Here is a 24813-nt window from a genome sequence, read left to right on the forward strand (position 1 = left end):
GATTCGCGCGACGCCGGCCCTACGGGGCCGGCGTTTTCGCGTGCCCGCGGGAGCGCCGACGCGCGATGATGCCGAGCCCGGCGAGCACGATGACGCTCCCCCACGCCACGAGCGCGTTCAGCCACGGCCCGATGATGACGGCGGGCGTGAGACCCGTCCGGAGGGGCACGTCGGTGAGCATGTGCCCCGGTTCGTCGGCAGGGAGTCCGTCGATCGTGGATCCGTCGGGCGCGATCACCTGACTCGTGCCGACCGTCGACAGGTTGACGACGGAGCGCCCGGTCTCGATCGCGCGCAGTCGGGCGACGGCGAGCTGCTGCAGGTTCTCGTCGGTGCCCCGGAAGTCGGCGTTGTTGGTCTGGAAGAGGTACACGCGCGCGCCGTCGCGAGCGCCCTCCCACACGAGCGCGTCGTAGATGACGTCGAAGCAGATGGCGAGCCCGACGACGGTGCCGTCGACGTCGAACACCGGAGGCGTCGTGCCGGGCGTGTAGTCGCGGCCGATCATCCCGATGAGGTCGGGGGCGATCGACGCGTAGAACTCCCGGTCGGGAACGTACTCGCCGAACGGCACCGGGTTGCGCTTGTCGTACGTCTGCTCGATGCCGGTGCCCTCGCGCCAGAGGAACGACATGTTGAAGTACTCCTCGCCGCGCTTGTCGATGCGGTTGGCGATCAGCGGCGCGCCCACCTGCCTGGCCACGCGGTCGAGGGCGGCGGCGACGACAGGCGACGCGTCGGGATCGACGTCGACGCTCCCCTCCGGCCACAGCACGACGTCGACGTCCTCGGCGCCGAAGAGCGGCCTCGTGGCCTCGTACTGGGATTCCAGGATGTCTCCGGCCGCCCGCTCGTCGAAGTAGCCGGCGGGGCCGTTGCCCTGCACGCTCGCGACGCGCATCGTGCCCGCAGGCGTCGTCGCCCACGCGGGGACGACCACGAGCGCGGTGGCGACGATGGCGAGCACCGCGACCGGGAGGAGTGGACGGATGCCGCCACCCCGCGCCCGCCGCGGAGACCGCACGAGTTCCACTGCGGCGGCGACGATCGCGACGATGAGGAAGGTGAGCCCCGCGGTGCCGGTCCACGAGACGACCTCGGCGAACGGGCCGTTCACCTGGGAGGTGCCGACGCGCCCCCAGGGGAATCCGCCGTAGGGGAAGCCGCCGATCACCGCCTCCTTCGCGGTCCACAGCCCCGCGACCAGCACCGCGGTCAGCACAATCCGCCCGCGGCGGGGAACGACCTGCGGCACCCAGCGATAGGCCAGCGAGATGAGCACGGCGCCGCCCGCGACGAACAGCGCCTCGAGGACCGAGAGCGCGAGCCACGGAAGCGGGCCCACCCACTCGGCGGTGAAGTCGACGTTGAGCAGATAGAACGCGAGACCGTAGGCGAGCCCCGTCAGGAACGCTCCGCCCGCCCGGCGCCCGATCAGCGTCACGAGCGCCAGAGCCACCGACACGAACGCCATCGGCCACCACGCGACCGACGGGAAGGCCAGGTCGAACAGCACTCCGGCCAGCACCGAGAGGGGAACCGCCGCCCACAGCGGGAAGATCGGGCGAGGTGGCACGGGATCAGCCTAAGCGAGCGGAACGGCGATCCTGAGCCGCGTCGGCGCCGCTAGACGCCGGAGTACGCGACGATGCCGCGGCGCACCGCATCCAACGCCTTGCGAGCCGTGCCCGCGATCGGCTGATCGGCGACGATCGACAGCTGGTCGAGCAGGTCGATGGTCTGCTTCGACCAGCGCACGAAGTCGCCGGCGGCCATATCGGCCTCGATCAGCACGCGGTCGAGCATGCCGCCGCGGGCCCACGTGTGCATGGCCTGCGCGAGACCGGCCGACACCGGCTCGGTGCCGGGCAGCCGGTGCTCCTGCTCGAGGTCGTCGAGCTCCTGCCAGAGCGACAGCGTCGCCTCGAACGCCGGACGGAACGCGCCGCGCGGCAGCCCCCGCTCCCCCGGGCCGCCGTCGTCGCGCCTCGGCTCGTACACGAGCGAGCACGCCAGCGCCGCGAGGGAGGCGGCATCCAGGTCCTTCCAGATGCCGCGGCGCAGCGACTCGGCGACGAGGAGGTCCCGCTCGCCGTAGATGCGGCGCATCGTGCGGCCGGCGGGCGTCAGCGCCGTCGCGCCGGCTTCGTCGATCGACACGTACTCGAGCGCGCCGAGCACGTCGACGACGCGGTCGAAGATGCGCGCCACGGTGCCGGTGCGCGTCTCGATCTGGCGGCGCAGCTTGTCGACCTCGCGCTTGAGCTTCCAGTACCGCTCGGCCCACCGCGCGTGGTGCTCGCGGTCGGGGCACTGATGGCACGGATGCCGCTGCATCTGCTTGCGCAGCGTCGCGATGTGACGCAGCCGCTCGTCGCGCGTGCGCCGCGACGCGTTGGCGTCCTTGCGGTTGAGCTTCTCGACGTCGCTCAGCTCACGGCGGATGCGCGAGTACTCGGCGAAGTCGCCGCGATCGCACGTCATCGCCTTCGCGTAGCCGGCGAGCGACTCCTCCTGCTCCTTGACCTGCCGGGCGAGCCCGACGACCGCACGGTCGGCCTGGAACTGGGCGAACGACGACTCGAGGATCTCGCGCGCCTTGGCCCGGCCGAACTGGTCGATGAGGTTGACCGCCATGTTGTACGTCGGCCGGAAGCTCGAGTTGAGCGGGTACGTGCGACGCGAGGCGAGGGCGGCCACGGCCTGCGGGTCGAGGCCCTCGGTCCACTGGATGACCGCGTGGCCCTCGACGTCGATGCCTCGACGGCCGGCACGGCCGGTGAGCTGCGTGTACTCCCCCGACGTGATGGCGACTCGGGCTTCGCCGTTGAACTTCTCGAGCTTCTCGAGCACGACGGTGCGCGCAGGCATGTTGATGCCGAGTGCGAGCGTCTCGGTGGCGAACACCACCTTCACGAGCTTGCGCTGGAAGAGCTCCTCGACGACCTCCTTGAACGCCGGCAGGAGCCCCGCGTGGTGCGAGGCGACGCCGCGTTCGAGGTTCTCGCGCCACTCCCAGAACCCCAGTACGGCGAGGTCCTCTTCGAGGAGGGTGCGCGTGCGCTCCTCGATCACCGCGCGGATCTCGCGACGCTCGTCCTGGGAGGTCAGCCGCACACCGGCGCGGCGCACCTGCTGCACGGCGGCGTCGCAGCCCGCCCGGCTGAAGATGAAGAAGATCGCGGGCAGCAGATTGGCGCGCGAGAGAAGCTCGACGACGTCGGGGCGGTCGAGGCGCTCGATCCGCTGCACGTTCGCGGACCGCACAGGCCGCTTGCCCCCGCGGTTCGGACGGCGACGGGATGCCTCGTACCCCGCCTGCCGGGCACTGTTCGCCGCCTGCACCCGATGATTGCGCTCGAAGTTCTGGCCCTTGAAGGAGCGGATGCGCATGAGCTCCTGGTTGACCTGGGCCGTCGCGATGCCGGCGCGGTCGTCGAAGAGCGGCAGCAGGTCGCCGCGCACGAGCACGTGCTGCTCGAGGGGTACGGGCCGGGTCTCGGAGACGATGACTTCGGTGTCACCGCGCACGGTGTCGAGCCAGTCACCGAACTCCTCGGCGTTGGAGACGGTGGCCGACAGCGAGATCAGCCGCACGCTGGGCGCGAGGTGGATGATGACCTCCTCCCACACGGCGCCGCGGAAGCGGTCGGCGAGGTAGTGCACCTCGTCCATGACCACGTAGCGGAGTCCGCGCAGCGCCGGTGAGTCGGCGTACAGCATGTTGCGCAGCACCTCGGTCGTCATGACGACGATGCGCGCGTTGCCGTTGATGTTGGTGTCGCCGGTGAGGAGTCCGACCTCGCCCTCGCCGTAGACCTCTTGGAGCTCGCGGAACTTCTGGTTCGACAGCGCCTTCATCGGCGTGGTGTAGAACGCCTTGTCGCCGGGCTCGCGCATCGCCAGATGCACCGCGAACTCGCCGACGATCGTCTTGCCGGCGCCGGTGGGGGCGGCAACCAGGACGCTGCGGCCCTCTTCGAGGGCGCGGCATCCTTCGATCTGGAACGGGTCGAGCGTGAATCGCTGGGACGCGGCGAAGGCGGCCGTGATCGGGTGCGTCCGATCGAGGCGTGCCGATGCGCTCGCTCGTGCGTAGCGTTCGGCGGGAGCGGGCTCGCTCACGAGACCTCGGGCGGAAGCAGGCCGGCTGCGCGGTCGCGCTTGGCTTTGCGGCGGTCGAACAGCATCGACAGGCCGACCGCGGCGAAGTAGAGCACGCACAGGATGCCCGCGAGCAGCAGCATCGAGGTGACGTCGGCGGCGGGGGTCGCGGCGGCGGCGAACACGGTGATCACGATGATGGCGACGCGCCAGCCCTTCAGGATGCCGCGCCCTGTCACGACGCCCGCCAGGTTCAGCGCGACCAGGAAGACCGGCGTCACGAACGACACCCCGATGACGAGCAGCAGTTTGAAGACGAAGTCGTAGTACGTGGCGTAGTCGTAGAACTGTGCGATGCCCTGGTCGTTCGGCACGAAGTTGGCCATGAGGACGACCATGTGCGGCATGATCAGCCAGCCGACGTAGAGTCCGGCGATGAACAGCGGGATCGCGGCGGCGAGGAAGCCGACCGTGTAGCTGACCTCTTTGCGGGTCAGCCCGGGCATGATGAACGCCCAGATCTGCCACAGCCAGATCGGCGCCGAGATCAGCAGGCCGATCGCGAACGCGATCCGCATGTGCAGATCGAAACCGCTCGACACGGTCGTGAAGTTGAGCGCGATGTACTGGTCGCCCCGCTCGCCCGCGATCTGGACGATCGGCTGCGACAGCAGATCGATGACCCAGCCGCTGATGAGGAAGGCGACGACCATGCCGACGACGAGGCCGGCCGCAGCGATGAAGAACCGCCGACGCAGCTCGCGCAGGTGCCCTCCGAGGGACATGCGCTTATCGCGCCGAGGCTGCTCAGGCTCCTCGATGCGCGGGGGATCCGTGGTGACCACGGTGGGTCAGGATGAAGGGTCTGCGGTGCTGCTCGAGCTCGCGGGGGTGTCGGCCTTGGGGGTCTCCGACGCCACGTTCTCGGCCTTCGGCTTCGCCGTGGAGTCGTCCTCCTTCATCGCCTTCATCTCGCCCTTGAAGACCCGGGCGGACTGACCGAGGCTCTTGGCCAGAGCCGGCAGTTTCGCAGCCCCGAACAGGAGCAGGATCACCGCGAGGATGATCAGAAGGTGCGGCCATCCGAATGCGCCCATGCGGAATCTCCTTGTCGGTGCGGATGTGCGTCCAGTGTAACCCGATGCCGAGGGCTCATGACGGCCCTCACCGGTATTGCGCCAAGCCCGCATCGGCCCATTCGGCGACGGCGCGGCGTGCGGCGACGGGCTCGAACACCTCGACGAGGCCGCCGCGACGCGCCGCCAGGCGGCGGAGGCTGAGCTCGTCGGCGACGCGCATGGTGGCGACGGTGACGCCGTCAGCCGTCTCGAGAGCCGCGCGGTCGAGGTAGTCCCCGAGCAGCGGCGCGACGTCTTCGGCGAAGCGGATGCGCGCGACCACGTCGCCTGCATCGGTGTCGAACCAATCCGGGGCCTGTTCGCCCGCGTGCGTGCTCGGGATGCCGGTGAGCTCGAGGTCGCTGACGCGGTCGAGGTGGAACGTGCGCATCGCCTCACGGAGGTGGCACCAGCCCTGCAGATACCACTGCCCGCTCGCGATGTGCACCTTCACCGGGTCGACGGTACGGGTCGTGGGCGCAGCGTCCGGCGCCTTGTACGTGAACGAGACGGCCACTCCGCGCCGCAGCGCGTCGGACACGAGGTCGCGCACGGCGTCGACGGGCTCCGTCGCGAGGATCACCTCGGCAGGGATCCCCGAGGCACCCCGCGCGAGCTTGGCGAGCAGCCCGGCGTACAGGGCGGTGTCGCCCACTCCGGGGATCGACCGCGCCAGCTGCAGACCCGCGAGGAGGGCGGCCGCCTCGCGCGCCGTGAGCTTGGGCGCCCGCTCGAGCCCGACGGAGTTCGTGATGACGATGAGGTCGCGCTCGTCGAGCAGGTCCCAATCGATGTCGAACAGGTCGTTCGCCATCTGCCAGTACCCGCGGTCGCCGGGCAACCCGATCACGGTGAGCTTCTCGACCATCGAGCGCATCTGCTCGGCGGAGACGTCGAACTCGTCGGCCGCCTCGGCGAGCGAGACTTCGCCCTTGCCGATCAGGTACGGCACGAGCTGGAGCATGAGGGCCGCGCGATCGGTCGCGACGAGCTGGCGCCGGACGCTCATGAGTTCCCCCCGTGGAGGTCGCGGGTCGCCGCGAGCCGGTCGATGACGCGATCCCGCAGGTCCGCGGGCTCGACGACCCGAACCTCGGGGCCGTACGAAGCGAGCTCGTCGGCGAAGATGTGCACGTCGACGTACGGCACGCGGATCCCCTGCTCGGCCGGCTGCGCGCGGCGTGCGAGGCGAAGCGCCGCCTCTGTGCCGGGGTTCACCTCCAGCAGCGCCGAGTTGCGCGCGGCGACCTCGTCGAGGCCCGCGAGCGCCCGGTCGCCGGCGCCTTCGCGCAGCGCCGGGTCGAAGGACGCCCGGGTGACCGCGACGGGCCCGACGATGCGGGCGAGGAGGAACGTGCGGTCCTCGCGGACGTCGAGGTCGATGCCGAACACGTGCCACCGGCCCTCGTACTCGACGAGGGCGAGCGGCTGCACCCGCCGGGTGCGCGGGGCGGCCTCCCCCGGTTTGAGATAGGGGAACGTGACCACCCTGCTCGACTCGATCGCCTGCTGCAGGGCCGGGAACGCGGGGTCGCGCAGGCTCAGGCGCGGCGAGAAGCCGATGATGGGCTCGTCGACCAGGTCTCCGAGGGCGCGGATCTTGCGCAGGCCGCTGCGGGCATCGTCCGACAGGGAGCTCTCGCTCCACACCCCGCCGGCGAGGGTCAGCAGCGCCAGCTCGGCCGGTGTGAACTCGATGTCCTCGGGCAGCTCGTACTCGGCGCTCGGCACGCGGTACCGCGCCTCGCGGAGGTCGTCGGGGTCTGCCCAGTCGCCGATCGTCTCGATCGGAACGCCGAGGCCACGCAGCGACTCCTTGTCGCGCTCGAACATCTTCTCGAGCGCATCCTTCGACGCGCCCGCCTCGCTCTGCTCGCGGTAGCCCGCGACCGAGGTCAGGATGGTGTCCTTCGTGAGGCCCTGATCGGTCGCGATGAGCGCCACCACGAGGTTCACCAGACGCTCCTCGGGCGGGATCTTCGCGGCGGCAGTGGCAGGCACCCGCCTATCCTATGGCCGCCCGCGTCGGCGTCGTCGAACCCCCGCTACTGCGCCGGCACCGCGTCGAGGCCGAGGATGTCGATCACGAAGACGAGGGTGGACCCGGCCGGGATGCCGCCCTGCGCCTGGTCGCCGTAGCCCTGCTCGGGCGGCACGACGACCATCACCTGCGAGCCGACGGTCTGCCCCTCGAGCGCCTTCGCGAACCCGGGGACCACACCGTCGAGCGTGAGCGATGCCGGCTCGCCGTCCCACGTCGTGTCGAAGGGCTCGTTCTCGCCCCACACCACGCCCGTGTAGTGGACGCGCACCGGCTGGTCGCCGGTGACCTTCTCACCGTCGCCCTTCTTGATCGTCTGGATCGTCAGGTCGCTCGGCGCCGCACCGTCGGGGATGATGAGGCCCGGGCGCCCGTCGGGCGCACGCACGACGCTCGGCAGCCCGAAGCCGCTGTTGAACTGGTTCTGGCCGTCGGCCGCGGCGAGATACACCTTGCGGAGGTCGATGACCGCGACGAGGGCGTCTCCGTCGTCGAGCCCGGCCTGTTCGGCGACGCCGTCGGCGAGGTCATCGGACGACAGCGCGATGGCGACGCGGGACCCCTCGGTGGCGCAGTGCAGAGCGTCCTCGAAGCCCGGGAAGTTGGCGAACTGCGCGACCGAGCCGACCCGCGACATGTCGCCGTCGTACGGGGTCGCGGCGAGCTTCTCGCCGGTCGTGCCGCTGAACAGCGCCACATCCAGCACGAGCGGCTGGTTGACGGAGGTGATGGCGGTGCCGTCACCCGTCACCACGTCCTGGTAGGCGAGCTCCGGAGCCTTCACGGGTGTGTACAGGTCGACCTTCGGCTCGTTCTCGGTGTCGCCGGTGACGGTGATGAGGTCCATCACGTCAGGGTTCGACACCTCGGGACGTGAGCAGTCGGACGCGGACGCGCCGGGCAGCGAGCATCCGGCCAGGCCGACGGTCACGAGTCCCAGGACAACCAGGGCAACGGGGATCTTGCGCACCGGGCTAGTTTAGGCGGACTCGTCGGGCGCGTCGGACCGTCCGGACGCCTGGCGGGCACCCTCGGCGGCGCGCTCGGCCTCGCGGACGCGTTTGCGCAGGTTCTTGTCGGTGATCTGGCGGTCGCCGACGGCGCCGGGGGTCCACAGCTCCACGTCCTCGTCGCCGTAGCTCGACTTCGACGCGCGGCGCTTCACCTCGGGCGGGACCGCACCGGGGGCGAGACGCCGCGCCCACACGAGGAAGCCGGTGTGCGCGACCATGCGGTGGTCGGGGCGCACGGCGAGGCCCTCGACGTGCCAGCCGCGCACCATCGTCTCGTTCGCGTCGGGCTCGGTGAACAGCCCGGTCCCGCGGATGTACTCCGCGACGCGGCTGAGCTGGGTCGCCGTCGCGACGTAGCAGACCACGACGCCGCCCGGCGTGAGCGCCTCGGCCACGGCGTCGATGCACTCCCAGGGCGCGAGCATGTCGAGCACGACACGATCGACGGATGCCTCCGCCACGGTGTCGTTCAGCTCTTCGGCGAGGTCGCCCACGACCACGTCCCAGTTCGCCGGCACGTGCCCGGTGAAGGTCTCGACGTTCGCCCGCGCGACCGCGGCGAAGTCGTCGCGGCGCTCGAAGGACACGAGCCGTCCCTCGCTGCCGATCGCACGGAGGAGCCAGAGCGACAGCGCTCCCGAGCCGACGCCGGCCTCGACGACCGTGGCGCCGGGGAAGATGTCGGCCTCGGCGAGGATCTGTGCGGCGTCCTTCGGGTACACGATGGCCGCGCCGCGCGGCATCGACATCACGAAGTCCCGGAGCAGCGGGCGCAGCGCCAGGTACTCGTGCCCGCCGCTGTTCGCGACGACGGACCCGTCGGGCTGCCCCACCAGCTGCGAGTGGCGCAGGACTCCGTGGTGGGTGTGCAGCTCGCCGCCTTCGCGCAGCGTGATGGTGTGCAGGCGGCCCTTGGGCCCCGTGAGCTGCACGCGGTCGCCGAGGCGGAAGGGGCCGCTCGGGCGCCCGCCGGCGAGTTCCTGGTCGTCGGTCATCGGGAGGTCTCCTCGGCGGGGTGCGGGGTGTGGACGCGAGCCCGGTGCGCGGCGTGGAACTCGGCCACGTGGGCGGCCGTGCGCCCTTCGAGGCTCTCCCAGAGCGTGTGGGCGCCGGCGCCGGTGAGCGAAACCATGAGCGGCACGCCGATGACCGACGCGCCGGAGGCGACGGCCGAGCGCAGCCCGTTGGGCGAGTCCTCGATGGCCACGACCTCGTCGGGCGTGACGCCGAGCGCCTCGCACGCCTGCAGGTAAGGGTCGGGGAAGGGCTTCGGCCGTGTCGCATCGTCGCCGGCGACGACGACGTCGAACGCGTCGAAGTCGATGAGGTCGACGACCGTCTGCGCCATGCGGCGCATCGACATCGTCACGAGTCCGGTCTTGACGCCGGCCTCGCGCAGGCTCGCGAGCAGCTCGCGGGCGCCGGGCCGGAACGGCACGCCCGTGGCGGACAGCTGACGCATGACGTCCTCGGTGAGATGGTCGATGATCGCGTCGGTGCTCATGCGCACGCCGGTGCCCTGCAGGATCCGGGCGGAGTCCTCGAGTCCGAGGCCGACCAGTCCGAGCGCCTGCTCGTGGGACCACGTCCCGCCGAAGCTCTCGATGAGGGGCGTCTCCGCCGCCATCCAGTAGGGCTCGGTGTCGACGAGGGTGCCGTCCATGTCCCACAGGACGGCGGCGAGTCGGGGCGCATTCACCGTGCAATCCTACCGAGGGGTCTCCGGCCTTCCGTGGGGGCGGGGGCATATCCTGGAGGGAACCCGCAGCGGATGCGGGCGAAGGGGGTCTCGTGGACGGACTGGGTCGTCGTGTTCTCGTCGCAGCGTTCGACGGCTGGAACGACGCGGGCGAAGCCGCGTCCTCGGCCATCACCCAGCTGCGCGAGGGCGGCTCCTACGAGACCGTGTTCTCGGTCGATCCCGAGCTCTACTTCGACTACCAGTACACGCGTCCGCACATCGCCGCGGACGGCGACGGCCGTCGCACGCTCCGCTGGCCCGAGGCCACGCTGCTGCGCCCGGCACAGGCACAGGCGACGCGCGGCACCCAGCTGTGGCTGCTCACCGGCGTGGAGCCCGCCCGCGCATGGCAGGCGTTCTCGTCGGAGTTCATCGACATCGCCCTCCGCGAGGACATCACCGGGTTCGTCGCGATCGGCTCGATGATGTCGGACGTGCCGCACACCCGGCCCATCTCGGTCTTCTCCGGCAGCGACAACGAGAACCTCCGCACGGCGCTCGAGCTCGAGCGCAGCACCTACGAGGGCCCCGTCGGCATCCTCAGCGTCCTCGGCGACGCCGCCGAGCGCGCCGGGATCCCGACCGCGAGCCTGTGGGCGAGCGTGCCGCATTACGTCGCCGGGCACACGCCGTCGCCGAAGGCGACGCTGGCGCTCCTCGACCGGCTCGAGGACCTCACCGGCGCTCCTGTCCCCCGCGGTGATCTCGCCACGGAGGCCGCGGCATGGGAGGCCTCCATCGACGCGGCCGCGGCCGACGACGAGGAGATGACCGAGTACATCCACCAGCTCGAGCGCACGCGCGACACCTGGGACTCGCCTGAGGCCTCGGGCGACGCGATCGCGCAGGAGTTCGAGCGGTACCTGCGCCGCAGCGACGGCAAGCCGGGCGACGGGCCGAGCAAGCCCGGCCGCGACGACCCGCGCCGCTGAGCGGCATCCGCCCCTCCGCGTCAGGGGTTGATGACGCCCATGCTCAGCAGCACCAGCAGGAGTGAGCCGACCGCCACGCGGTAGACCACGAACGGCAGGAAGCTGTGCTTGGAGATCCAGCTCATGAAGAACGCGATCACGCCGAGCGCGACGATGAACGCGACCACCGTCGCCACGGCGGTCTCGCCGAGGGTGAACACGCCGGGCTCGTCGAGACTCTTGACCAGCTGGAAGAAGCCGCTGCCGAAGACGGCCGGGATCGCGAGCAGGAACGCGTAGCGCGCGGCGGCGGCCCGCTCGTAGCCCATGAAGAGGCCGGCGGTGATGGTTCCGCCCGAGCGCGACACGCCCGGGATCAGGGCGAGCGACTGCGCGAAACCGTAGATCACGCCGTGACCTACCGTGATGTCCTGCAGCTTGCGCTTCTTGGCGCCGACGTGGTCGGCGATGCCGAGCAGCACGCCGAAGAAGATCAGCATGCCGGCGGTGATCCAGAGCGATCGCAGCACGGTCTCGATCTGGTCCTGGAACAGCAGGCCGAGCACCACGATCGGGATCGAACCCACGATGATGAGCCAGCCGAGCTTCGCGTCGGGGTCGTTGCGCGGGATGCGGCCGAACAGCGCCCGGAACCAGTGTCCGATGATCCGTACGATGTCGCGCCAGAAGAAGACCACGACGGCCGCCTCGGTGCCGATCTGGGTGATCGCGGTGAACGCCGCGCCCGGGTCCTGCGCCGACGGCAGGAACTCGCCGAGGATGCGCAGGTGCGCGCTCGACGAGATCGGCAGGAACTCGGTCAGTCCCTGGACGAAGCCGAGGATGATCGCTTCGAGAAGCATGGGCGCCTTTCAGCCGTGCTGTGACGGATGCCCGGGGGGGCGAGGCATCCGTCGATGATCAGTAGGTGCGGAGCAGATCCGTGAGGACGGCCTGGCCGAAGACCAGCGCGTCGATCGGGACGCGCTCGTCGACGCCATGGAACATGCCGGTGAAGTCGAGGTCGGACGGCAGGCGCAGGGGCGCGAAGCCGTAGCCGGCGATGCCGAGCGCCGCGAGCGCCTTGTTGTCGGTGCCGCCGCCCATCAGGTACGGCACGACGGGCGCGCCCGGGTCGTGGCGGCCGAGCGCTGCGACCATGGCGTCGACGAGGTCGCCCGAGAACGGGACCTCGAGTCCGATGTCCTGGTGGACGATCTCGACCTCCACGCCGTCGCCGACGATGCGGCGGATGTCGGCCAGAGTCGCGTCCTCGGTGCCGGGAAGGGTCCGCACGTCGATGAGCGCCTCGGCCCGGTCGGGGATCACGTTGTGCTTGTAGCCGGCCACGAGACCGGTCGGGTTGGTGGTCGTGCGCAGCGTCGAGCGGAGGAATCCGGATGCTGCGCCCGTGGCCGCCGCGACGGCGTCGGGGTCGCCCGCGGACTGGCCGGTGAGCTCCGCGAGCCGCTCGCTCATCTCGCGCGACGTGTCGGTGAGGGTGACGGGCCACGCGGTGCGCCCGAGAGCCGCGACGGCCTCGGCGAGCCTCGTCACGGCGTTCTCGTCGTGCAGCTTGGAGCCGTGCGCGGCGCGGCCGCGTGCGACGAGGCGGATCCAGATCAGCGCCTTCTCCCCCACCTGCAGGAGGTACGCGTGGCGGTCGCCGATCGGGATGGAGTAGCCGCCGACCTCGCTGATGGCCTCGGTGGCACCCTCGAACCAGTCGGGGCGGTCACGGACCACGAGCGCGGATCCCTCGACGCCGCCGTTCTCCTCGTCGGCGAAGAACGCCAGGACGAGGTCGCGCTCGGGCTGCTCGCCGGCGCGGAGGAGGTCGGCGACCGACGTCAGGATCATGGCGTCCATGTCCTTCATGTCGACGGCGCCGCGGCCCCACAGCATGCCGTCCTTCACGACGCCCGCGAAGGGGTCGACGCTCCAGTCGTCTGCGATCGCCGGAACCACGTCGAGGTGGCCGTGCAGCACCAGGGCACGCTTGTCGCGGTTACGCCCGGGAACCCTCGCCATCACGTTGGTGCGGCGCGGGAGCGGTTCGTAGAACTCGGGCTGCAGGCCCAGCGTCTCGAGGTAGGCGCCGACGTACTCCGCGGCCTCCCGCTCGCCGGCGGCGCGCCCGCCCCCGTGGTTCGTCGTGTCGAAGCGGATCAGATCGCGCGCGATCGCGGCGACTTCGGGGAGTTCGGCTTCGGGCATGCGGACAAACCTATCCTCTCGACGAAAGAAGGCCCCCTTTCGGGGGCCTTCTTCACTGTGCGCGAGGGGGGACTTGAACCCCCACGCCCTATACGGGCACTAGCACCTCAAGCTAGCGCGTCTACCTATTCCGCCACCCGCGCAGGTGGTTTTCGGTTTCGCAACCGAGGAATGACATTACCACGTCACCAGAGGTTCAACGAATCGACGGACGCCCGGGCGCGTCATCCCATCGAAACGCCGAACAGCAGGCCCAGGATGTACGTCACCGCGGCGGCGCCGAAGCCGATCGCGAGCTGGCGGAGCGCGCGCTTGAGCGGCGGTGCGCCCGACAGCAGGCCGACGGCGGCACCGGTCGACATCAGCGCGATCCCCACCAGCAGCAGGGCCACGACGACGGCGGTGAGGCCGGACAGGCCGAAGATCCACGGCAGCACGGGGATGATCGCGCCGGATGCGAAGAACAGGAAGCTCGACAGCGCGGCGGCCCAGGCGCTTCCCACGACCTCTTCGTGGTCGGCGACCGAGATCGGGCCGGTGTCGGTGCGTCCCTGGCCCAGCGCGTGCGCGGCTTCGACGACCCGGCGGGCGCGCGCGGACGCCTCGGCCTCCGGCATCCCGCGGGTCCGGTAGACGAGTGCCAGTTCGTTGGCGTCGATGTCGAGGTGCGGGATCGCGCCGTCGGCGTAATCGCTCGGCTCCGTGGCCGCGAGGAGCTCCCGCTGAGAGCGGACCGACACGAACTCCCCCGCACCCATCGACAGCGCGCCCGCGAGCAGGCCCGCGATGCCGCTGAAGAGCACGAACTGGCTCGAGACCCCGGTGGCGCCGATGCCCATGACGAGCGCGAGGTTCGAGACGAGGCCGTCGTTCGCGCCGAAGACCGCCGCGCGGAAGGTGCCCGACAGGCGACGGCGTCCGCGGGCGGCGAGCCCGCGCACGACCTCGTGGTGGATCCGCTCGTCTGCCGCCATCGTCGGCGTCGCGAACGGCTCGTCGTCGTAGGGCGAGCGGGCCTCGGCGTTCTGAGCGAGAGCCAGCACGAAGATCGAGCCGAAGCGCTTGGCCATCCAGCCGAGCATGCGGGTGCGCACATCGGCCCGCGGCAGTCGCGCCGGCTCGCTGCCCAGCAGCTGCAGCCAGTGCGCCTCGTGGCGCCCCTCGGCGTCGGCGAGCGCCAGGAGGATCTCGCGCTCCTCCCCCGCGCGGCGTCCGGCGAGCTCGCGGTAGACGTGCGCTTCCGCCCGCTCGTTGACGAGGTACCGTGCCCAGCGGCGTCGATCGCGGTCGGTCGGTGCGGCAGGCGTGCTCACTCGGGCCTCCAGTCAGGGGTGCGGGACCCGTCAACGCTAGCCACCGTCTGAGGCCCCGCAGGCCCAAAACCGAGGATTGCCAGCATTTCGGGTTTCCGAACCTCACCGACCCCCGAGAGCGGCACGCAGCCCGGTCTCGCCCCGGCGCATGACGTACGCGTGAGCGCGCTCGAAGACCGGCCGCAGCATCCAGCCGGTGGCGCTCATCCACGCCAGCCGGGTCTCGACGTCCCAGTGGAAGGTGATGACGGATGCTGCGTCGCCGTCCGCGTCGACGGTCACGAGGCCGCTCCCCCGGAGGTCGCCCTCGCTCGACGCCCCGATCGCCCGGCCGGGCTCGACGTCCCGGAGCTCGAGGAGCACACGGAGCGAGTAGCCGAGCGGGCTGCGGACGGCGAGGACCATCCGCTCCCCCGCGACGATCCGGCGGGGAGGCATCGGCAGCGCCAGAGCGGGCCACCAGCGCGGACCGGCGCCGGGGCGCAGCATCCGTTCCAGCTCCGCCCATGCGCGCTCCGGCGACGCGGGCACGCGCCACCGCGACACGAACGAGTACGTCGCGGGCATGCCCGGATTCTAGGCGCGCGGGCAGCCGGGAGTCAGGAGCGGACGCGCTTGCGCAGCACGTCGATGCGGGACTGCAGCTGGGTCACCGTGGCGTGCGACACGGCGGGGCCGCCGCAGATCCGGCGCAGCTCGGCGTGCACGAGGCCATGGGCCTCGCCTGTCTGGCGGGCGTAGAGGCCGACGAGGCTGTTGAGGAGCTGGCGCTGCTCCTTGAGTGTGCGGTGCAGCGCCTGGGGCAGCGCGGGTTCCTCCTCGGGCGCCGTCGCCTCCTGCGCCTCGCGTGCGGTGCGGTGCCGGGATTGCCGCGAGACCCGCGACATGAGCACGTCGTGCACCTGGTCGGGTTCGAGAAGACCCGGGATGCCCAGGAACTCCTCCTCCTCCGGGGTTCCTGGCACGGCGAGCTGCCCGAACTCCTTGCCGTCGAAGAGCACGCGGTCGAAATGCGCGAGCGAGCCCAGCGCCTGGTACGCGAACTCCTCTTCGAGCGCGTCGGAGGCCTTGTCTTCGCGCTCCGCCGCGTCCATGAGGTCTTCTTCGGCGTTCCACTCGTCCTCGCCGTCGGAGTCGCGGTCCAGCGCGTGGTCGCGCTGGCGCTCCATCTCGTTCGCGAGGGCGAGCAGCTGCGGCACGTTCGGCAGGAACACGCTCGCGGTCTCGCCGCGGCGCCGGGCGCGCACGAAGCGCCCGATCGCCTGGGCGAAGAACAGCGGGGTCGACGCGCTCGTCGCGTACACGCCGACGGCGAGGCGCGGCACGTCGACGCCCTCCGACACCATGCGCACCGCCACCATCCAGCGGGTGGTCGCCTTCGAGAACTCCTCGATGCGGCTCGACGCCTCGGCCTCGTCCGACAGCACGACGGTCGGCATCTCGCCGGTGAGGTCCCGCAGGATCGAGGCGTAGGCGCGCGCGGCGGTCTGATCCGTCGCGATCACCAGGCCACCGGCATCCGGAACGTGCTCTCGCACCTCGGTGAGGCGCCGGTCGGCCGACCGCAGGACAGCGGGGATCCAGTCGCCTTCGGGGTCGAGCGCGGTGCGCCAGGCCTGCGAGGTGATGTCCTTGGTGTTGTCCTGCCCGAGTTGCGCCTCCATCTCTTCGCCGGTCTTCGTCCGCCAGCGCATCTGGCCGGCGTAGACCATGAAGAGCACGGGGCGCACGACCCCGTCCTCGAGCGCGCGGCCGTAGCCGTACGCGTAGTCGGTGCGCGAGAGGCGGATGCCCTTGGCGTCGGGGTGGTACTCGACGAACGGGATCGGCGCCGTGTCGCTGCGGAACGGGGTTCCGCTCAGAAGCAGCCGGCGGGTCGCCCGCGCGTACGCCTCGCGGAGGGCGTCGCCCCAGCTGAGCGCGTCGCCGCCGTGGTGCACCTCGTCGAGGACGACGAGCGTCTTCGCATCCATCGTGAGCCGCTGATGGACGGATGCCTTGACCGCGACCTGCGCGTACGTCACGGCGACGCCGTGGTACTGGCGGGCGGGGGCGAAGTGGCGGTTGCTGAAGGCGGGGTCGAGGCGGATGCCCACCCGCGCGGCCGCGTCGGCCCACTGCGTCTTGAGGTGCTCGGTCGGCGCCACGACGACGATGCGGTTGATGACGCGGCGTCGCAGCAGCTCGCTCGCGAGGCGCAGGGCGAACGTCGTCTTGCCGGCGCCCGGGGTGGCCGCAGCGAGGAAGTCGCGAGGCCCGCCGCCCGGGCCGTCGGGGCCGTCCAGCCCGAAGTAGAGGTCGAGAGCCTCGGCCTGCCAGGCCCGCAGCCGCTGCGCGGTTCCCCACGGGGCGCGCTGCGGGTACGTCGGTGAGAGGTGCTCCGCGGCGAAGCTGCCGATGTGCGGCTCGGCGCCGTGCGGGCCGGTGGTGGGACTGCCCTCGGAGGACGATTCGGCGAGGAGGTGCTCGGGGAGGGCGGGCGGCGATTCGATCGTCGTTTCGTCCGTCACCGATCACACCTCCCCCGTAGACAACGAGTCACCACGATAGACGACGCGCACGACATCGGGGCTCGCGGCGACGTCGGGCGACAGCATCCGCCGATGTCCCCCGCGCGATAGCCTGACTGTCGGTCACAAGCCGAGGAACGGAAGACGGATGTCCACGAGAGAAGATCCCCGCAGCCCCTTCGTCGCGAACGCCGGGCCGCACCCGTGGCGCCGGTACGTCGCGATCGGCGACTCGTTCACGGAGGGCGTGGGCGACCCCGAGCCGTCGACCCCCAACGCGTTCCGCGGCTGGGCTGACCGCGTCGCCGAGGTGCTCTCGGAGCAGGTCGACGACTTCGCCTACGCCAACCTCGCGATCCGCGGGCGCCTCATCGGCCAGATCGTCGACGAGCAGGTGGCGCCGGCGATCGCGCTCAAGCCCGACCTCGTGACCTTCTCGGCCGGCGGCAACGACGTCATCCGCCCCAACGGCGACCCCGACCACGTGGCGCAGCTCTTCGAGGACGCCGTCGTCCGCCTCTCCCGCGACGGTGCGACCGTCGTCGTCTTCACCGGCATCGACACCGCGTTCACGCCCGTGTTCCGGGGCATCCGCGGCAAGGTCGCCATCTACAACGAGAACATCCGCGCGATCGCCGACAGGTACGACTGCATCGTCGCCGACCAGTGGGCGCTCAAAGAGGTGCAGGACATGCGCTTCTTCGACGACGACCGCCTGCACTACAACGCGCTCGGCCACCACGAGGTCGCGCGCATGGTGCTGCGCGCTCTGAACGTGCCGAACGACCTGCAGCCGATGCAGCCCGACCCGCTTCCGCTGCGCACGTGGCGCGAAGCGCGGGCTGTCGACGTGATGTGGGCGCGCGAATACCTCGTGCCGTGGGTCCTGCGACGCCTGCGCCATCAGTCGTCCGGCGACAACGTCACGGCCAAGCGACCCGACCCGCTCCCGGTGATCACGCTGGCGCCCGGGCATGATCCCGCGGCCGGCCGCGGCGAGGAGGCCTGACGTGGCGACGCACCTCGTCACCGGTGCCGGTTCGGGCATCGGCGCGGCGCTGACCGAGCGGCTCGCCGCCCGCGGCGACGACCTGTGGCTGCTCGCACGGGACGCCGGCCGCGCGGCGCAGCTGCGACAGCGCTTCCCGGGCGCGCAGACCCTCGTCGGCGACCTCGCCGACCCCGCGCGGCTGTCGTGGGCGTTCAGCCACCAGAGCGTGCCGCCGCAGCTCGACTCGCTCATCCATGTGGCCGGCGTCGTGGAGCTGGGGGCGATCGGCGAGACGCCGGTCGCGACGTGGCAGCACCAGCTCAACGTCAACGCCGTGGCACCGGCGGAGCTCACCCGCCTCATGCTCCCCGCCCTCCGCACGGCCCGCGGGCGCGTCGTCTTCGTGAACTCCGGCGCCGGTCTGCGTGTCAGCCCCGAGTGGGGTTCGTACGGCGCGAGCAAGTTCGCGGTGCGGGCCGTCGCGGACGCCCTCCGCGAGGAGGAGCGCGCGAACGGCGTGCGCGTGACCACCGTGTACCCCGGCCGCACGGCGACACCCATGCAGGAGAAGGTGCACCAGCAGGAGGGCGCCGACTACGACGCGTCGCAGTGGATCGAGCCGGCATCGGTCGCGACGGCGATCCTGGCGGCTCTCGACCTGCCCCGCGACGCGGACCTCACCGAACTGATGGTGCGACCGGGCGCCTGATCTCGGCGACGCTGGAGCAGGTCAGCGCGCCCGCAGCTCCCAGATCGCGACCGCGCTCGCCGCGGCGACGTTGAGCGAGTCCACGCCGCCCGCCATCGGGATCGTGACGACCGTGTCCGCGGCTTCGAGGGCGCGTCGCGACAGCCCATCGCCCTCGGCACCGAGCATCAGGGCCACCCGCTCCGGACGGTGACCACTGAACTCGTCGAGCGACACGGCGTCGTCCGCGAGCGCGAGCGCCGCCAGCTCGAACCCGGCGTCGTGCAGCGTCTCCCGGGCCTCGCGCCACTCCGGCAGCCGCGTCCACGGCACCTGGAACACGGTGCCCATGCTCACCCGCACGCTCCGCCGGTACAGCGGGTCGGCGCATCTCGGGCTCACGAGCACCGCGTCGGCGCCGAGCCCGGCCGCCGCGCGGAAGATCGCGCCGACGTTCGTGTGATCCATGATGTCTTCGAGCACGACCACGAGCCGCGCGTTCGCGACGACCTCGGCGACCGACGGGAGCTCGGGCCGGTGCATCGACGCCAGCGCGCCGCGGTGCACGGCGTAGCCGGTCAGCGCCTCGGCGATCTCGGGGGCGACGACGTACACCGGAACCGAGGCATCCGTCACGAGCTCCTCCACGTCGGGGAGCCACTTCTCCTGCACGAGCACCGAGCGGGGCCGATGGCCGGCCGCGATCGCGCGACCGATCACCTTCGCCGACTCGGCGATGTACAGGCCGCCCTCGGGCTCGATCACGCGCCTCAGCGCGACATCGGTGAGATCGCGGTAGTCCGCGAGGCGCTCGTCGGAGGCGTCGGTGATCGGGATCGCGTGCATCGCGTCCCATCGTCGCACGGCGCTCAGGCCGGAGTGCCGACCGCCGTCCAGGCCCGCGCCGTCACCGTGAACGCGCCGTCGCCGAGCTCGTCGCGCAGCGCCGTCTCCAGGCGGGCGACCTCGCCCCGGTCGAGGGTGGCGACGTAGCGGCCGGCCGGCCCGACGCCGAGGAGGAACGGATCCCACCAGTCCGCGAAGTCGCGGAACGACACGGTGCACTCGACCACCGTCTGCGTGACGTCGGCGAGCCCCGCCCGCCGGAAGACGTCGACGAGCTGCCCGGGTGCGGCGCCGCTGAGACCGGCCTCCCCGCGGACGCCGTCGTCGAGTCGGCGCGCCACACGCCAGGACGTCGAGAGCGGTCCGCCGTCGCCCGCGTGATCCCACACGCAGGCCGAGACCCGGCCGCCAGGCGCTGTCACGCGGCCCATCTGCGTCACCCCACGCACCGGGTCCGACATGAAATGCACGACCAGCTGAGCCAGCGTCGCTCCGAACTCTCCGTCGGCGAACGGCAGATGCTCCGCCTCGGCGACACGTACGTCGACGCCGGGGCACAGCTCCTCGGTCGCTTCGACGAACGCCGGCTCCGGATCCGCGGCGCTCACCGCCGCAGGACCGCGACGCGTCACGAGCTCGAGGGTCAGCATCCCGGGCCCGCAGCCGACGTCCAGCAGTCGGGCGTCCGCATCGACGCCCTCGAGCCCGACGGTCGCGAACCCGACCGCCAGCGGGGTCGAGAAGCGGCCCATGAAACGCGCGTACTCGTCGGCGCTGACGCCCCCGAAGCTACCCACGCGCTCATCCTGGCACGCCCTGCCGCTTCGTAACATCCCGGAAAACCACGGGGCCTACACTCGACGCGAAGGGGGTGCGCCGTGACGACGATCGCGACCGGAATGGACGCCCGGACGACGGATGCCGTGGCCCAGGCCATCGCCACGCTCTCGGGCCGGCGGATCGCCGTGCTGACCGGGGCGGGCGTCTCGACGGACTCCGGCATCCCGGACTACCGCGGGGCCGGAGCCCCGGTGCGGACCCCGATGACCGTCGAGCAGTTCCTCTCGAGCGATGCGTCGCGCCGTCGCTACTGGGTCGGCAGCCACCTCGGGTGGCGGGCGTTCGCGGCCGCCGAGCCGAACCCCGGGCACCGCGCGATCGCCGACCTCGAGGCACGAGGACTCGCCACCGGCGTCGTGACGCAGAACGTCGACGGGCTCCACGTGCGCGCGGGCAGCCGCCGCGTCGTGGAGCTCCACGGCACGATGCGCCGCATCTTCTGCACCCACTGCGGCCAGGTCTTCGACCGACGTGACCTCGCCCGCCGCGTCGAGGACGCCAACCCGTGGATCCGCGTGCCCGAGAACGTCGCACTCGGACCCGACGGCGATGTGCTCCCCGAGAGCACCGAGGGCTTCAACATCCCGGACTGCAGCGTGTGCGGCGGGATGCTGAAGCCCGACGTCGTCTTCTTCGGCGAGTTCATCCCCGCCGAGAAGTTCCGCGAGGCCGAGCAGCTCGTGCACACCAGCGAGGCGCTCATCGTGGCCGGCTCCTCGCTCGTCGTCAACTCCGGCATCCGGCTGCTCGAGCGTGCGCGGCGCCGACGCCTGCCCGTCATCATCGTGAACCGCGGCGCCACCCGCGCGGACGCCCGGGCGACGGTCAAGATCGACGCGGGCACCAGCGAGGTGCTGCGCGCCCTCGCCGACGGACTGCCTTCCCTGGCCTGAGCGGCGCCCTGAGCGGCTGACGCCCAGAGTGCCCGGGTAGGGTCGAAAGCATGACCGCGCTCACCCTGATCCGCCACGGCGAGACCGATTGGAACCGCGACCGGCGCATCCAGGGAGCGACAGACATCCCTCTCAACGACACCGGGCGCGCCCAGGCCCGCGCGACCGCGCAGGTGCTGCGCGAACGCCTCGACGGCACCGTGCCCGTCACGATCGTGTCGAGCGACCTCGCCCGCGCCCGCGAGACGGCGGAGATCATCGCCGCCGAGCTCGGCCTCACGGCGCCGCGTGAGTATGCCGGTCTGCGCGAGCGCGCCTATGGCGAGGCGGAGGGCGTCGGGATCGACGAGTTCCGCACCCGCTGGGGCGACTGGTACACCGCGGAGGTGCCCGGGGCCGAGCCGTGGGCCGATCTGCGCACCCGCGCCATCACGGCGCTCGGCGAGGTGGTCCGGGATCACCGCCGCGCCACCGCCCCCGCCGCGGCCTCGCTCATCGTCGTGAGTCACGGCGCGCTCATCCGCGAGGTGATGCGGCACGCCACCGCCGGCGAACTGCCGCTGGAGGGCGAGCGCCTCGCCAACGGCGCCACCCACGACTTCGTCTACGAGCGCGATCACCTCCGGCTCGTGACGTACGCGGGACTGGTGGCCTAGGCTCGGCGCCATGGCCGCGCCTGCCACCGTCGACGAGTACATCGCGGGGTTCCCTCCCGAGGTCGCCGAGCGACTCGTCCGCGTCCGCGCCGAGATCGTGGACGCCGTCACGTCCGCAACCGGGACGCGGCCCGAGCAGAAGGTGCGATACGGCATAGCGGCCATCATGCTCGGCGGGCGCTACGCGCTCCACTTCGCCGGCTGGAAGAAGCACATCGGCCTCTACCCGGTGCCCGATCTTCCCGAGCCGCTGGAGTCCGAGATCGCGCCCTATCGGGCCGAGAAGGATTCCGTCGTCTTCCCGCACTCGAAGGATGTGCCGTACGAGCTCATCGGTCGGATCGCACGCGAGATCGCGGACGAGCGCGTCCGTCAGTCGGCGGAGGGCTGAAGCGCCCGCCGGGTTCCGCCGTCAGCCGTCCGCACGCGCCAGCACGCCGCGCGCGTGGCGCAGCACCGGTTCGTCGACCATGCGCCCGTCGTACGAGAACACACCGCGTTCTCCCTCCGCGGCGGTGAGCACGGCGCGCGCCCACGCCACGGTCTTCTCGTCGGGGCGGTAGGCGGCTCGGATGACGGCCACCTGGCTCGGGTGGATGCATGCGGTGGCGCGGAAACCGGATGCCGCAGCATCCGCCGCCTCGATGGCCAGGCGCTTCGCGTCATCGATGTCGAGGTGCACGGCGTCGATCGCCGCTTTGCCGCGCGCGGCCGCCGCGAGCAGCACGCGTGAGCGGGCGTAGCGCGCGATGTCGCGGTAGCGGCCGTTGGGCTTGCGGCTGGAGGTGCCGCCGATGCTGGCGACGAGGTCCTCCGCGCCCCACATCATCGCCACGACGTTGTCGAGGGCCGCGATGCGGTCGGCCTGCGCGACGCCTTTCGCCGTCTCGCACAGGGCGACGACCTCGAACCGGGCGTCGATGCGCCCGATGCGCTTGGGCGACTCGGACTTCGCGACCATGATGCGGCGGTAATCCGTCTGCGACAGCGTCGCGAGATCGGCGGTGAACGCGTCGGTCTCGGGCGGGTTCACGCGCACGATGACCCGCGCCGGGTCCAGCTCGGATTCGATGAGGTGTCCGCGCGCCGCGGTCTTGTCGGCGGGCGCGACCGCGTCCTCGAGGTCGAGGATCACCGCGTCTGCGCGCTCGAACGCCTTCTCGTACCGCTCGGGACGGTCGGCGGGGCAGAACAGCAGCGCGGGGCCGAGCTCGAAGCTCATCGGGTCTCCTCCGGGGTCTCGGGCGCGCACCACATCAGCGCGGTCCGGGTGGCGACGGCGACGACGTCGCCCCGCTGGTTGCGGCCGGTGTGACGCAGCGTCACGATCCCCTGCCCTGGTCGCGATGCCGACAGCCGCTTGTCGAGCACTTCGGTCTCGGTGTACAGGGTGTCGCCGTGGAACAGCGGCGCGGGGAACGACACGTCGGTGAGTCCGAGCTGTGCGACGAGCGTGCCCTGCGTGATCTGCGAGACGGATGCCCCCACCATCGTCGCGAGCGTCCACATCGAGTTCATGAGGCGCTGGCCGAACGGCTGGGTCTCGGAGAACGCGGCGTCGAGGTGCAGCGCCTGCGTGTTCATCGTGACCGACGAGAACAGCACGTTGTCGGCCTCGGTCGCAGTGCGGCCGGGGCGGTGAAGGTACCGTGCTCCGACCTCGAGCTCGTCGTAGTACAGCCCGCGCTGCAGGATCTCTCGCGCCGGCCCGGCCGGGGCGGCGGCGTCGTCGTCGGGAGCGTCGGGGGTCACGTCTGTCACGCTACCCTCACGCCACCCCGAGCGCCCGCGCGATCACCAGGAGCTGCACCTCGTTCGTGCCCTCGCCGATCTCGAGGATCTTCGAGTCGCGGTAGTGCCGCGCGACCGGGTACTCGTTCATGAAGCCGTTGCCGCCGAAGATCTGGGTGGCGTCGCGGGCGTTGTCCATGGCGGCGTCGCTCGCGGTGAGCTTCGCCATGGCCGCCTGCGTCTTGAAGGGTTTGCCGGCGTCCCGCAGCCGGGCTGCATGGTGCCACGCGAGCCGCGCGACGTGCACGCGCTGCTGCATGCGCGCGAGCAGGAACTGGATTCCCTGCCGCGTCGAGAGCGCGTCGCCGAACACGGTCCGCTTCTTGGCGTAGTCGACGGCCGCGTCGAGGCATCCTTCCGCCGCTCCCGTGGCGAGCGCGGCGATCGCGATGCGTCCCTCGTCGAGGATGTGGAGGAAGTTCGCGAAGCCGCGCCCCTCGGTGCCGAGCAGGTTCGCCGCGGGAACGCGTACGTCCTGGAAGGTCAGCGGGTGCGTGTCGGACGCGCGCCAGCCGACCTTGTCGTAGCCGGGTTCGACCGTGAACCCGGGCGTGCCGTGGGGCACGACGATGGTCGAGATCTCCTTGCGGCCGTCGGTCTCGCCGGTCACCGCGGTGACCGTCACGAATCGCGTGATGTCGGTGCCCGAGTTGGTGATGAACTGCTTCGAGCCGTTGATGACCCACTCGTCGCCGTCGCGGCGCGCGGTGGTGCGGGTGGCGCCGGCGTCCGATCCCGCCTCCGGCTCGGTGAGCCCGAACGCGGCGAGCGCGCGGCCGGCGAGCAGGTCGGGCAGGAGCTCCTGCTTCTGCTCCTCGGTGCCGAACCGGAACACCGGCATGGCTCCGAGGCTCACGCCCGCCTCGAGCGTGATCGCGAGCGACTGGTCGACGCGGCCGAGCGCCTCGATCGCGAGGCACAGCGCGAAGTAGTCGCCGCCCTGACCGCCGTACTCCTCGGGGAACGGCAGGCCGAAGAGCCCCAGCTCCCCCATCTGCGCGACGACGTCCATCGGCAGGGTGTGCGTGCGGTCGGCCTCGTACGAGACGGGCGCGACGACCTCGTCGGCGAACTGGCGCACCAGCGCGGCGAGCTCGCGCTCGTCCTCGCTGAGGTCGTAGGTGTCGTAGCTGTCCATTG

25 protein-coding genes and 1 tRNA gene are annotated in these 24813 nt (G+C 71.4%); 6 read left to right on the plus strand and 20 right to left on the minus strand.

The window, feature by feature from the left end:
• Positions 1-19: 19 nt before the first annotated feature.
• From lnt to ACFC1K_RS15035, 9 genes are all read right to left on the minus strand, one after another.
• Positions 20-1576: an apolipoprotein N-acyltransferase gene (gene lnt / locus ACFC1K_RS14995; protein ID WP_375872210.1), complete on the minus strand. Its 1557-nt coding sequence runs from the start codon at positions 1574-1576 to the stop codon at positions 20-22.
• Between the two features lie 50 nt (positions 1577-1626).
• Entirely contained in the window at positions 1627-4125 is a 2499-nt protein-coding gene (locus ACFC1K_RS15000; RefSeq protein WP_375872211.1) for a DEAD/DEAH box helicase, read from the minus strand.
• Entirely contained in the window at positions 4122-4889 is a 768-nt protein-coding gene (gene tatC / locus ACFC1K_RS15005; RefSeq protein WP_375872212.1) for a twin-arginine translocase subunit TatC, read from the minus strand. Before tatC ends, ACFC1K_RS15000 begins: the two co-directional genes overlap by 4 nt.
• 66 nt (positions 4890-4955) lie before the next feature.
• Positions 4956-5201, minus strand: a complete 246-nt coding sequence (tatA, locus tag ACFC1K_RS15010) for a Sec-independent protein translocase subunit TatA (protein WP_116193575.1) — start codon at positions 5199-5201, stop codon at positions 4956-4958.
• A gap of 67 nt (positions 5202-5268) precedes the next feature.
• Positions 5269-6231, minus strand: coding sequence for a helix-turn-helix transcriptional regulator (locus ACFC1K_RS15015; protein WP_375872213.1), 963 nt, complete (start codon positions 6229-6231; stop codon positions 5269-5271).
• Positions 6228-7223 (minus strand): WYL domain-containing protein, encoded by a 996-nt coding sequence (locus ACFC1K_RS15020; protein ID WP_310290634.1) that lies wholly within the window; start codon positions 7221-7223, stop codon positions 6228-6230. The genes ACFC1K_RS15015 and ACFC1K_RS15020 overlap by 4 nt, the downstream gene beginning before the upstream one ends.
• A 44-nt stretch (positions 7224-7267) precedes the next feature.
• Positions 7268-8233: an FKBP-type peptidyl-prolyl cis-trans isomerase gene (locus tag ACFC1K_RS15025; protein ID WP_375872214.1), complete on the minus strand. Its 966-nt coding sequence runs from the start codon at positions 8231-8233 to the stop codon at positions 7268-7270.
• Between the two features lie 9 nt (positions 8234-8242).
• Complete coding sequence (locus tag ACFC1K_RS15030; RefSeq protein ID WP_375872215.1) at positions 8243-9271, minus strand: tRNA (adenine-N1)-methyltransferase; 1029 nt, start codon at positions 9269-9271, stop codon at positions 8243-8245.
• Entirely contained in the window at positions 9268-9939 is a 672-nt protein-coding gene (locus ACFC1K_RS15035) for an HAD family hydrolase (protein WP_375872412.1), read from the minus strand. The genes ACFC1K_RS15030 and ACFC1K_RS15035 overlap by 4 nt, the downstream gene beginning before the upstream one ends.
• Positions 9940-10067: 128 nt before the next feature.
• On the opposite strand from ACFC1K_RS15035, the gene ACFC1K_RS15040 reads away from it, so the two are divergent.
• Complete coding sequence (locus ACFC1K_RS15040) at positions 10068-10949, plus strand: PAC2 family protein (RefSeq protein WP_375872216.1); 882 nt, start codon at positions 10068-10070, stop codon at positions 10947-10949.
• Positions 10950-10969: 20 nt separating this feature from the next.
• Here the strand turns inward: ACFC1K_RS15040 and ACFC1K_RS15045 are convergent, their stop codons facing one another.
• From ACFC1K_RS15045 to ACFC1K_RS15070, 6 genes are all read right to left on the minus strand, one after another.
• Positions 10970-11791, minus strand: a complete 822-nt coding sequence (locus ACFC1K_RS15045) for an undecaprenyl-diphosphate phosphatase (protein ID WP_375872217.1) — start codon at positions 11789-11791, stop codon at positions 10970-10972.
• A gap of 58 nt (positions 11792-11849) precedes the next feature.
• The gene (locus ACFC1K_RS15050; protein WP_375872218.1) at positions 11850-13145 is read right to left on the minus strand and encodes a M20/M25/M40 family metallo-hydrolase; all 1296 of its coding nucleotides are present in this window, start codon (positions 13143-13145) and stop codon (positions 11850-11852) included.
• A 58-nt stretch (positions 13146-13203) separates the two neighbouring features.
• A tRNA-Leu gene (locus ACFC1K_RS15055) sits at positions 13204-13288 on the minus strand.
• A gap of 81 nt (positions 13289-13369) precedes the next feature.
• On the minus strand, positions 13370-14458 hold the full coding sequence (locus ACFC1K_RS15060) for a VIT1/CCC1 family protein (RefSeq protein WP_375872219.1): 1089 nt from the start codon (positions 14456-14458) through the stop codon (positions 13370-13372).
• 102 nt (positions 14459-14560) lie between these two features.
• Entirely contained in the window at positions 14561-15025 is a 465-nt protein-coding gene (locus ACFC1K_RS15065) for a hypothetical protein (protein WP_375872220.1), read from the minus strand.
• A gap of 32 nt (positions 15026-15057) precedes the next feature.
• Complete coding sequence (locus tag ACFC1K_RS15070; RefSeq protein ID WP_375872413.1) at positions 15058-16857, minus strand: DEAD/DEAH box helicase; 1800 nt, start codon at positions 16855-16857, stop codon at positions 15058-15060.
• A 259-nt stretch (positions 16858-17116) separates the two neighbouring features.
• Here ACFC1K_RS15070 and ACFC1K_RS15075 point away from each other — a divergent pair, with 259 nt between their 5' ends.
• A complete protein-coding gene (locus ACFC1K_RS15075; RefSeq protein WP_375872221.1) occupies positions 17117-17977 on the plus strand; it encodes an SGNH/GDSL hydrolase family protein in 861 nt (286 codons plus the stop codon).
• A 1-nt stretch (position 17978) separates the two neighbouring features.
• Positions 17979-18668, plus strand: coding sequence for an SDR family oxidoreductase (locus tag ACFC1K_RS15080; protein WP_310290607.1), 690 nt, complete (start codon positions 17979-17981; stop codon positions 18666-18668).
• Positions 18669-18689: 21 nt separating this feature from the next.
• Here the strand turns inward: ACFC1K_RS15080 and ACFC1K_RS15085 are convergent, their stop codons facing one another.
• Positions 18690-19493: a TrmH family RNA methyltransferase gene (locus ACFC1K_RS15085; protein WP_375872222.1), complete on the minus strand. Its 804-nt coding sequence runs from the start codon at positions 19491-19493 to the stop codon at positions 18690-18692.
• 23 nt (positions 19494-19516) lie between these two features.
• Positions 19517-20290 carry a class I SAM-dependent methyltransferase gene (locus ACFC1K_RS15090; RefSeq protein WP_375872223.1) on the minus strand — a complete coding sequence of 258 codons (774 nt, stop codon included), beginning with the start codon at positions 20288-20290 and terminating at the stop codon, positions 19517-19519.
• Positions 20291-20392: 102 nt separating this feature from the next.
• On the opposite strand from ACFC1K_RS15090, the gene ACFC1K_RS15095 reads away from it, so the two are divergent.
• Genes ACFC1K_RS15095 through ACFC1K_RS15105 form a run of 3 tightly spaced genes read left to right on the plus strand, consistent with a single transcriptional unit; the run spans position 20393 to position 22273 of the window.
• Positions 20393-21226, plus strand: coding sequence for a Sir2 family NAD-dependent protein deacetylase (locus ACFC1K_RS15095; protein ID WP_375872414.1), 834 nt, complete (start codon positions 20393-20395; stop codon positions 21224-21226).
• A gap of 50 nt (positions 21227-21276) precedes the next feature.
• Positions 21277-21882 (plus strand): histidine phosphatase family protein, encoded by a 606-nt coding sequence (locus ACFC1K_RS15100; RefSeq protein WP_375872224.1) that lies wholly within the window; start codon positions 21277-21279, stop codon positions 21880-21882.
• Positions 21883-21892: 10 nt separating this feature from the next.
• Entirely contained in the window at positions 21893-22273 is a 381-nt protein-coding gene (locus ACFC1K_RS15105; protein ID WP_375872225.1) for an iron chaperone, read from the plus strand.
• A gap of 21 nt (positions 22274-22294) precedes the next feature.
• On the opposite strand, the gene ACFC1K_RS15110 is transcribed toward ACFC1K_RS15105, so the two are convergent.
• From ACFC1K_RS15110 to ACFC1K_RS15120, 3 genes are read right to left on the minus strand one after another with little or no spacing between them, the layout of a single operon-like run.
• Positions 22295-23104 (minus strand): HpcH/HpaI aldolase/citrate lyase family protein, encoded by an 810-nt coding sequence (locus ACFC1K_RS15110; RefSeq protein WP_375872226.1) that lies wholly within the window; start codon positions 23102-23104, stop codon positions 22295-22297.
• Positions 23101-23634 carry a MaoC family dehydratase gene (locus ACFC1K_RS15115; protein WP_375872227.1) on the minus strand — a complete coding sequence of 178 codons (534 nt, stop codon included), beginning with the start codon at positions 23632-23634 and terminating at the stop codon, positions 23101-23103. The genes ACFC1K_RS15110 and ACFC1K_RS15115 overlap by 4 nt, the downstream gene beginning before the upstream one ends.
• 16 nt (positions 23635-23650) lie before the next feature.
• Positions 23651-24811: an acyl-CoA dehydrogenase family protein gene (locus ACFC1K_RS15120; RefSeq protein ID WP_310290593.1), complete on the minus strand. Its 1161-nt coding sequence runs from the start codon at positions 24809-24811 to the stop codon at positions 23651-23653.
• Positions 24812-24813: the final 2 nt, after the last annotated feature.

The organism is Microbacterium sp. NPDC056057, assembly GCF_042266945.1.
GTDB lineage: Bacteria > Actinomycetota > Actinomycetes > Actinomycetales > Microbacteriaceae > Microbacterium > Microbacterium trichothecenolyticum_C.

Excerpts from the sequence above, each read along its gene's own strand:
- ACFC1K_RS15100 (WP_375872224.1), top strand. The coding sequence starts at position 21,277 with ATGACCGCGCTCACCCTGATCCGCCACGGCGAGACCGATTGGAACCGC.
- tatA (WP_116193575.1), bottom strand. The coding sequence starts at position 5,201 with ATGGGCGCATTCGGATGGCCGCACCTTCTGATCATCCTCGCGGTGATC.
- ACFC1K_RS15065 (WP_375872220.1), bottom strand. The coding sequence starts at position 15,025 with ATGCCCGCGACGTACTCGTTCGTGTCGCGGTGGCGCGTGCCCGCGTCG.
- ACFC1K_RS15015 (WP_375872213.1), bottom strand. The coding sequence starts at position 6,231 with ATGAGCGTCCGGCGCCAGCTCGTCGCGACCGATCGCGCGGCCCTCATG.
- ACFC1K_RS15105 (WP_375872225.1), top strand. The coding sequence starts at position 21,893 with ATGGCCGCGCCTGCCACCGTCGACGAGTACATCGCGGGGTTCCCTCCC.
- ACFC1K_RS15075 (WP_375872221.1), top strand. The coding sequence starts at position 17,117 with ATGTCCACGAGAGAAGATCCCCGCAGCCCCTTCGTCGCGAACGCCGGG.
- ACFC1K_RS15085 (WP_375872222.1), bottom strand. The coding sequence starts at position 19,493 with ATGCACGCGATCCCGATCACCGACGCCTCCGACGAGCGCCTCGCGGAC.
- ACFC1K_RS15035 (WP_375872412.1), bottom strand. The coding sequence starts at position 9,939 with ATGGACGGCACCCTCGTCGACACCGAGCCCTACTGGATGGCGGCGGAG.
- ACFC1K_RS15050 (WP_375872218.1), bottom strand. The coding sequence starts at position 13,145 with ATGCCCGAAGCCGAACTCCCCGAAGTCGCCGCGATCGCGCGCGATCTG.
- ACFC1K_RS15110 (WP_375872226.1), bottom strand. The coding sequence starts at position 23,104 with ATGAGCTTCGAGCTCGGCCCCGCGCTGCTGTTCTGCCCCGCCGACCGT.
- ACFC1K_RS15045 (WP_375872217.1), bottom strand. The coding sequence starts at position 11,791 with ATGCTTCTCGAAGCGATCATCCTCGGCTTCGTCCAGGGACTGACCGAG.
- ACFC1K_RS15120 (WP_310290593.1), bottom strand. The coding sequence starts at position 24,811 with ATGGACAGCTACGACACCTACGACCTCAGCGAGGACGAGCGCGAGCTC.
- ACFC1K_RS15030 (WP_375872215.1), bottom strand. The coding sequence starts at position 9,271 with ATGACCGACGACCAGGAACTCGCCGGCGGGCGCCCGAGCGGCCCCTTC.
- ACFC1K_RS15095 (WP_375872414.1), top strand. The coding sequence starts at position 20,393 with ATGGACGCCCGGACGACGGATGCCGTGGCCCAGGCCATCGCCACGCTC.
- tatC (WP_375872212.1), bottom strand. The coding sequence starts at position 4,889 with ATGTCCCTCGGAGGGCACCTGCGCGAGCTGCGTCGGCGGTTCTTCATC.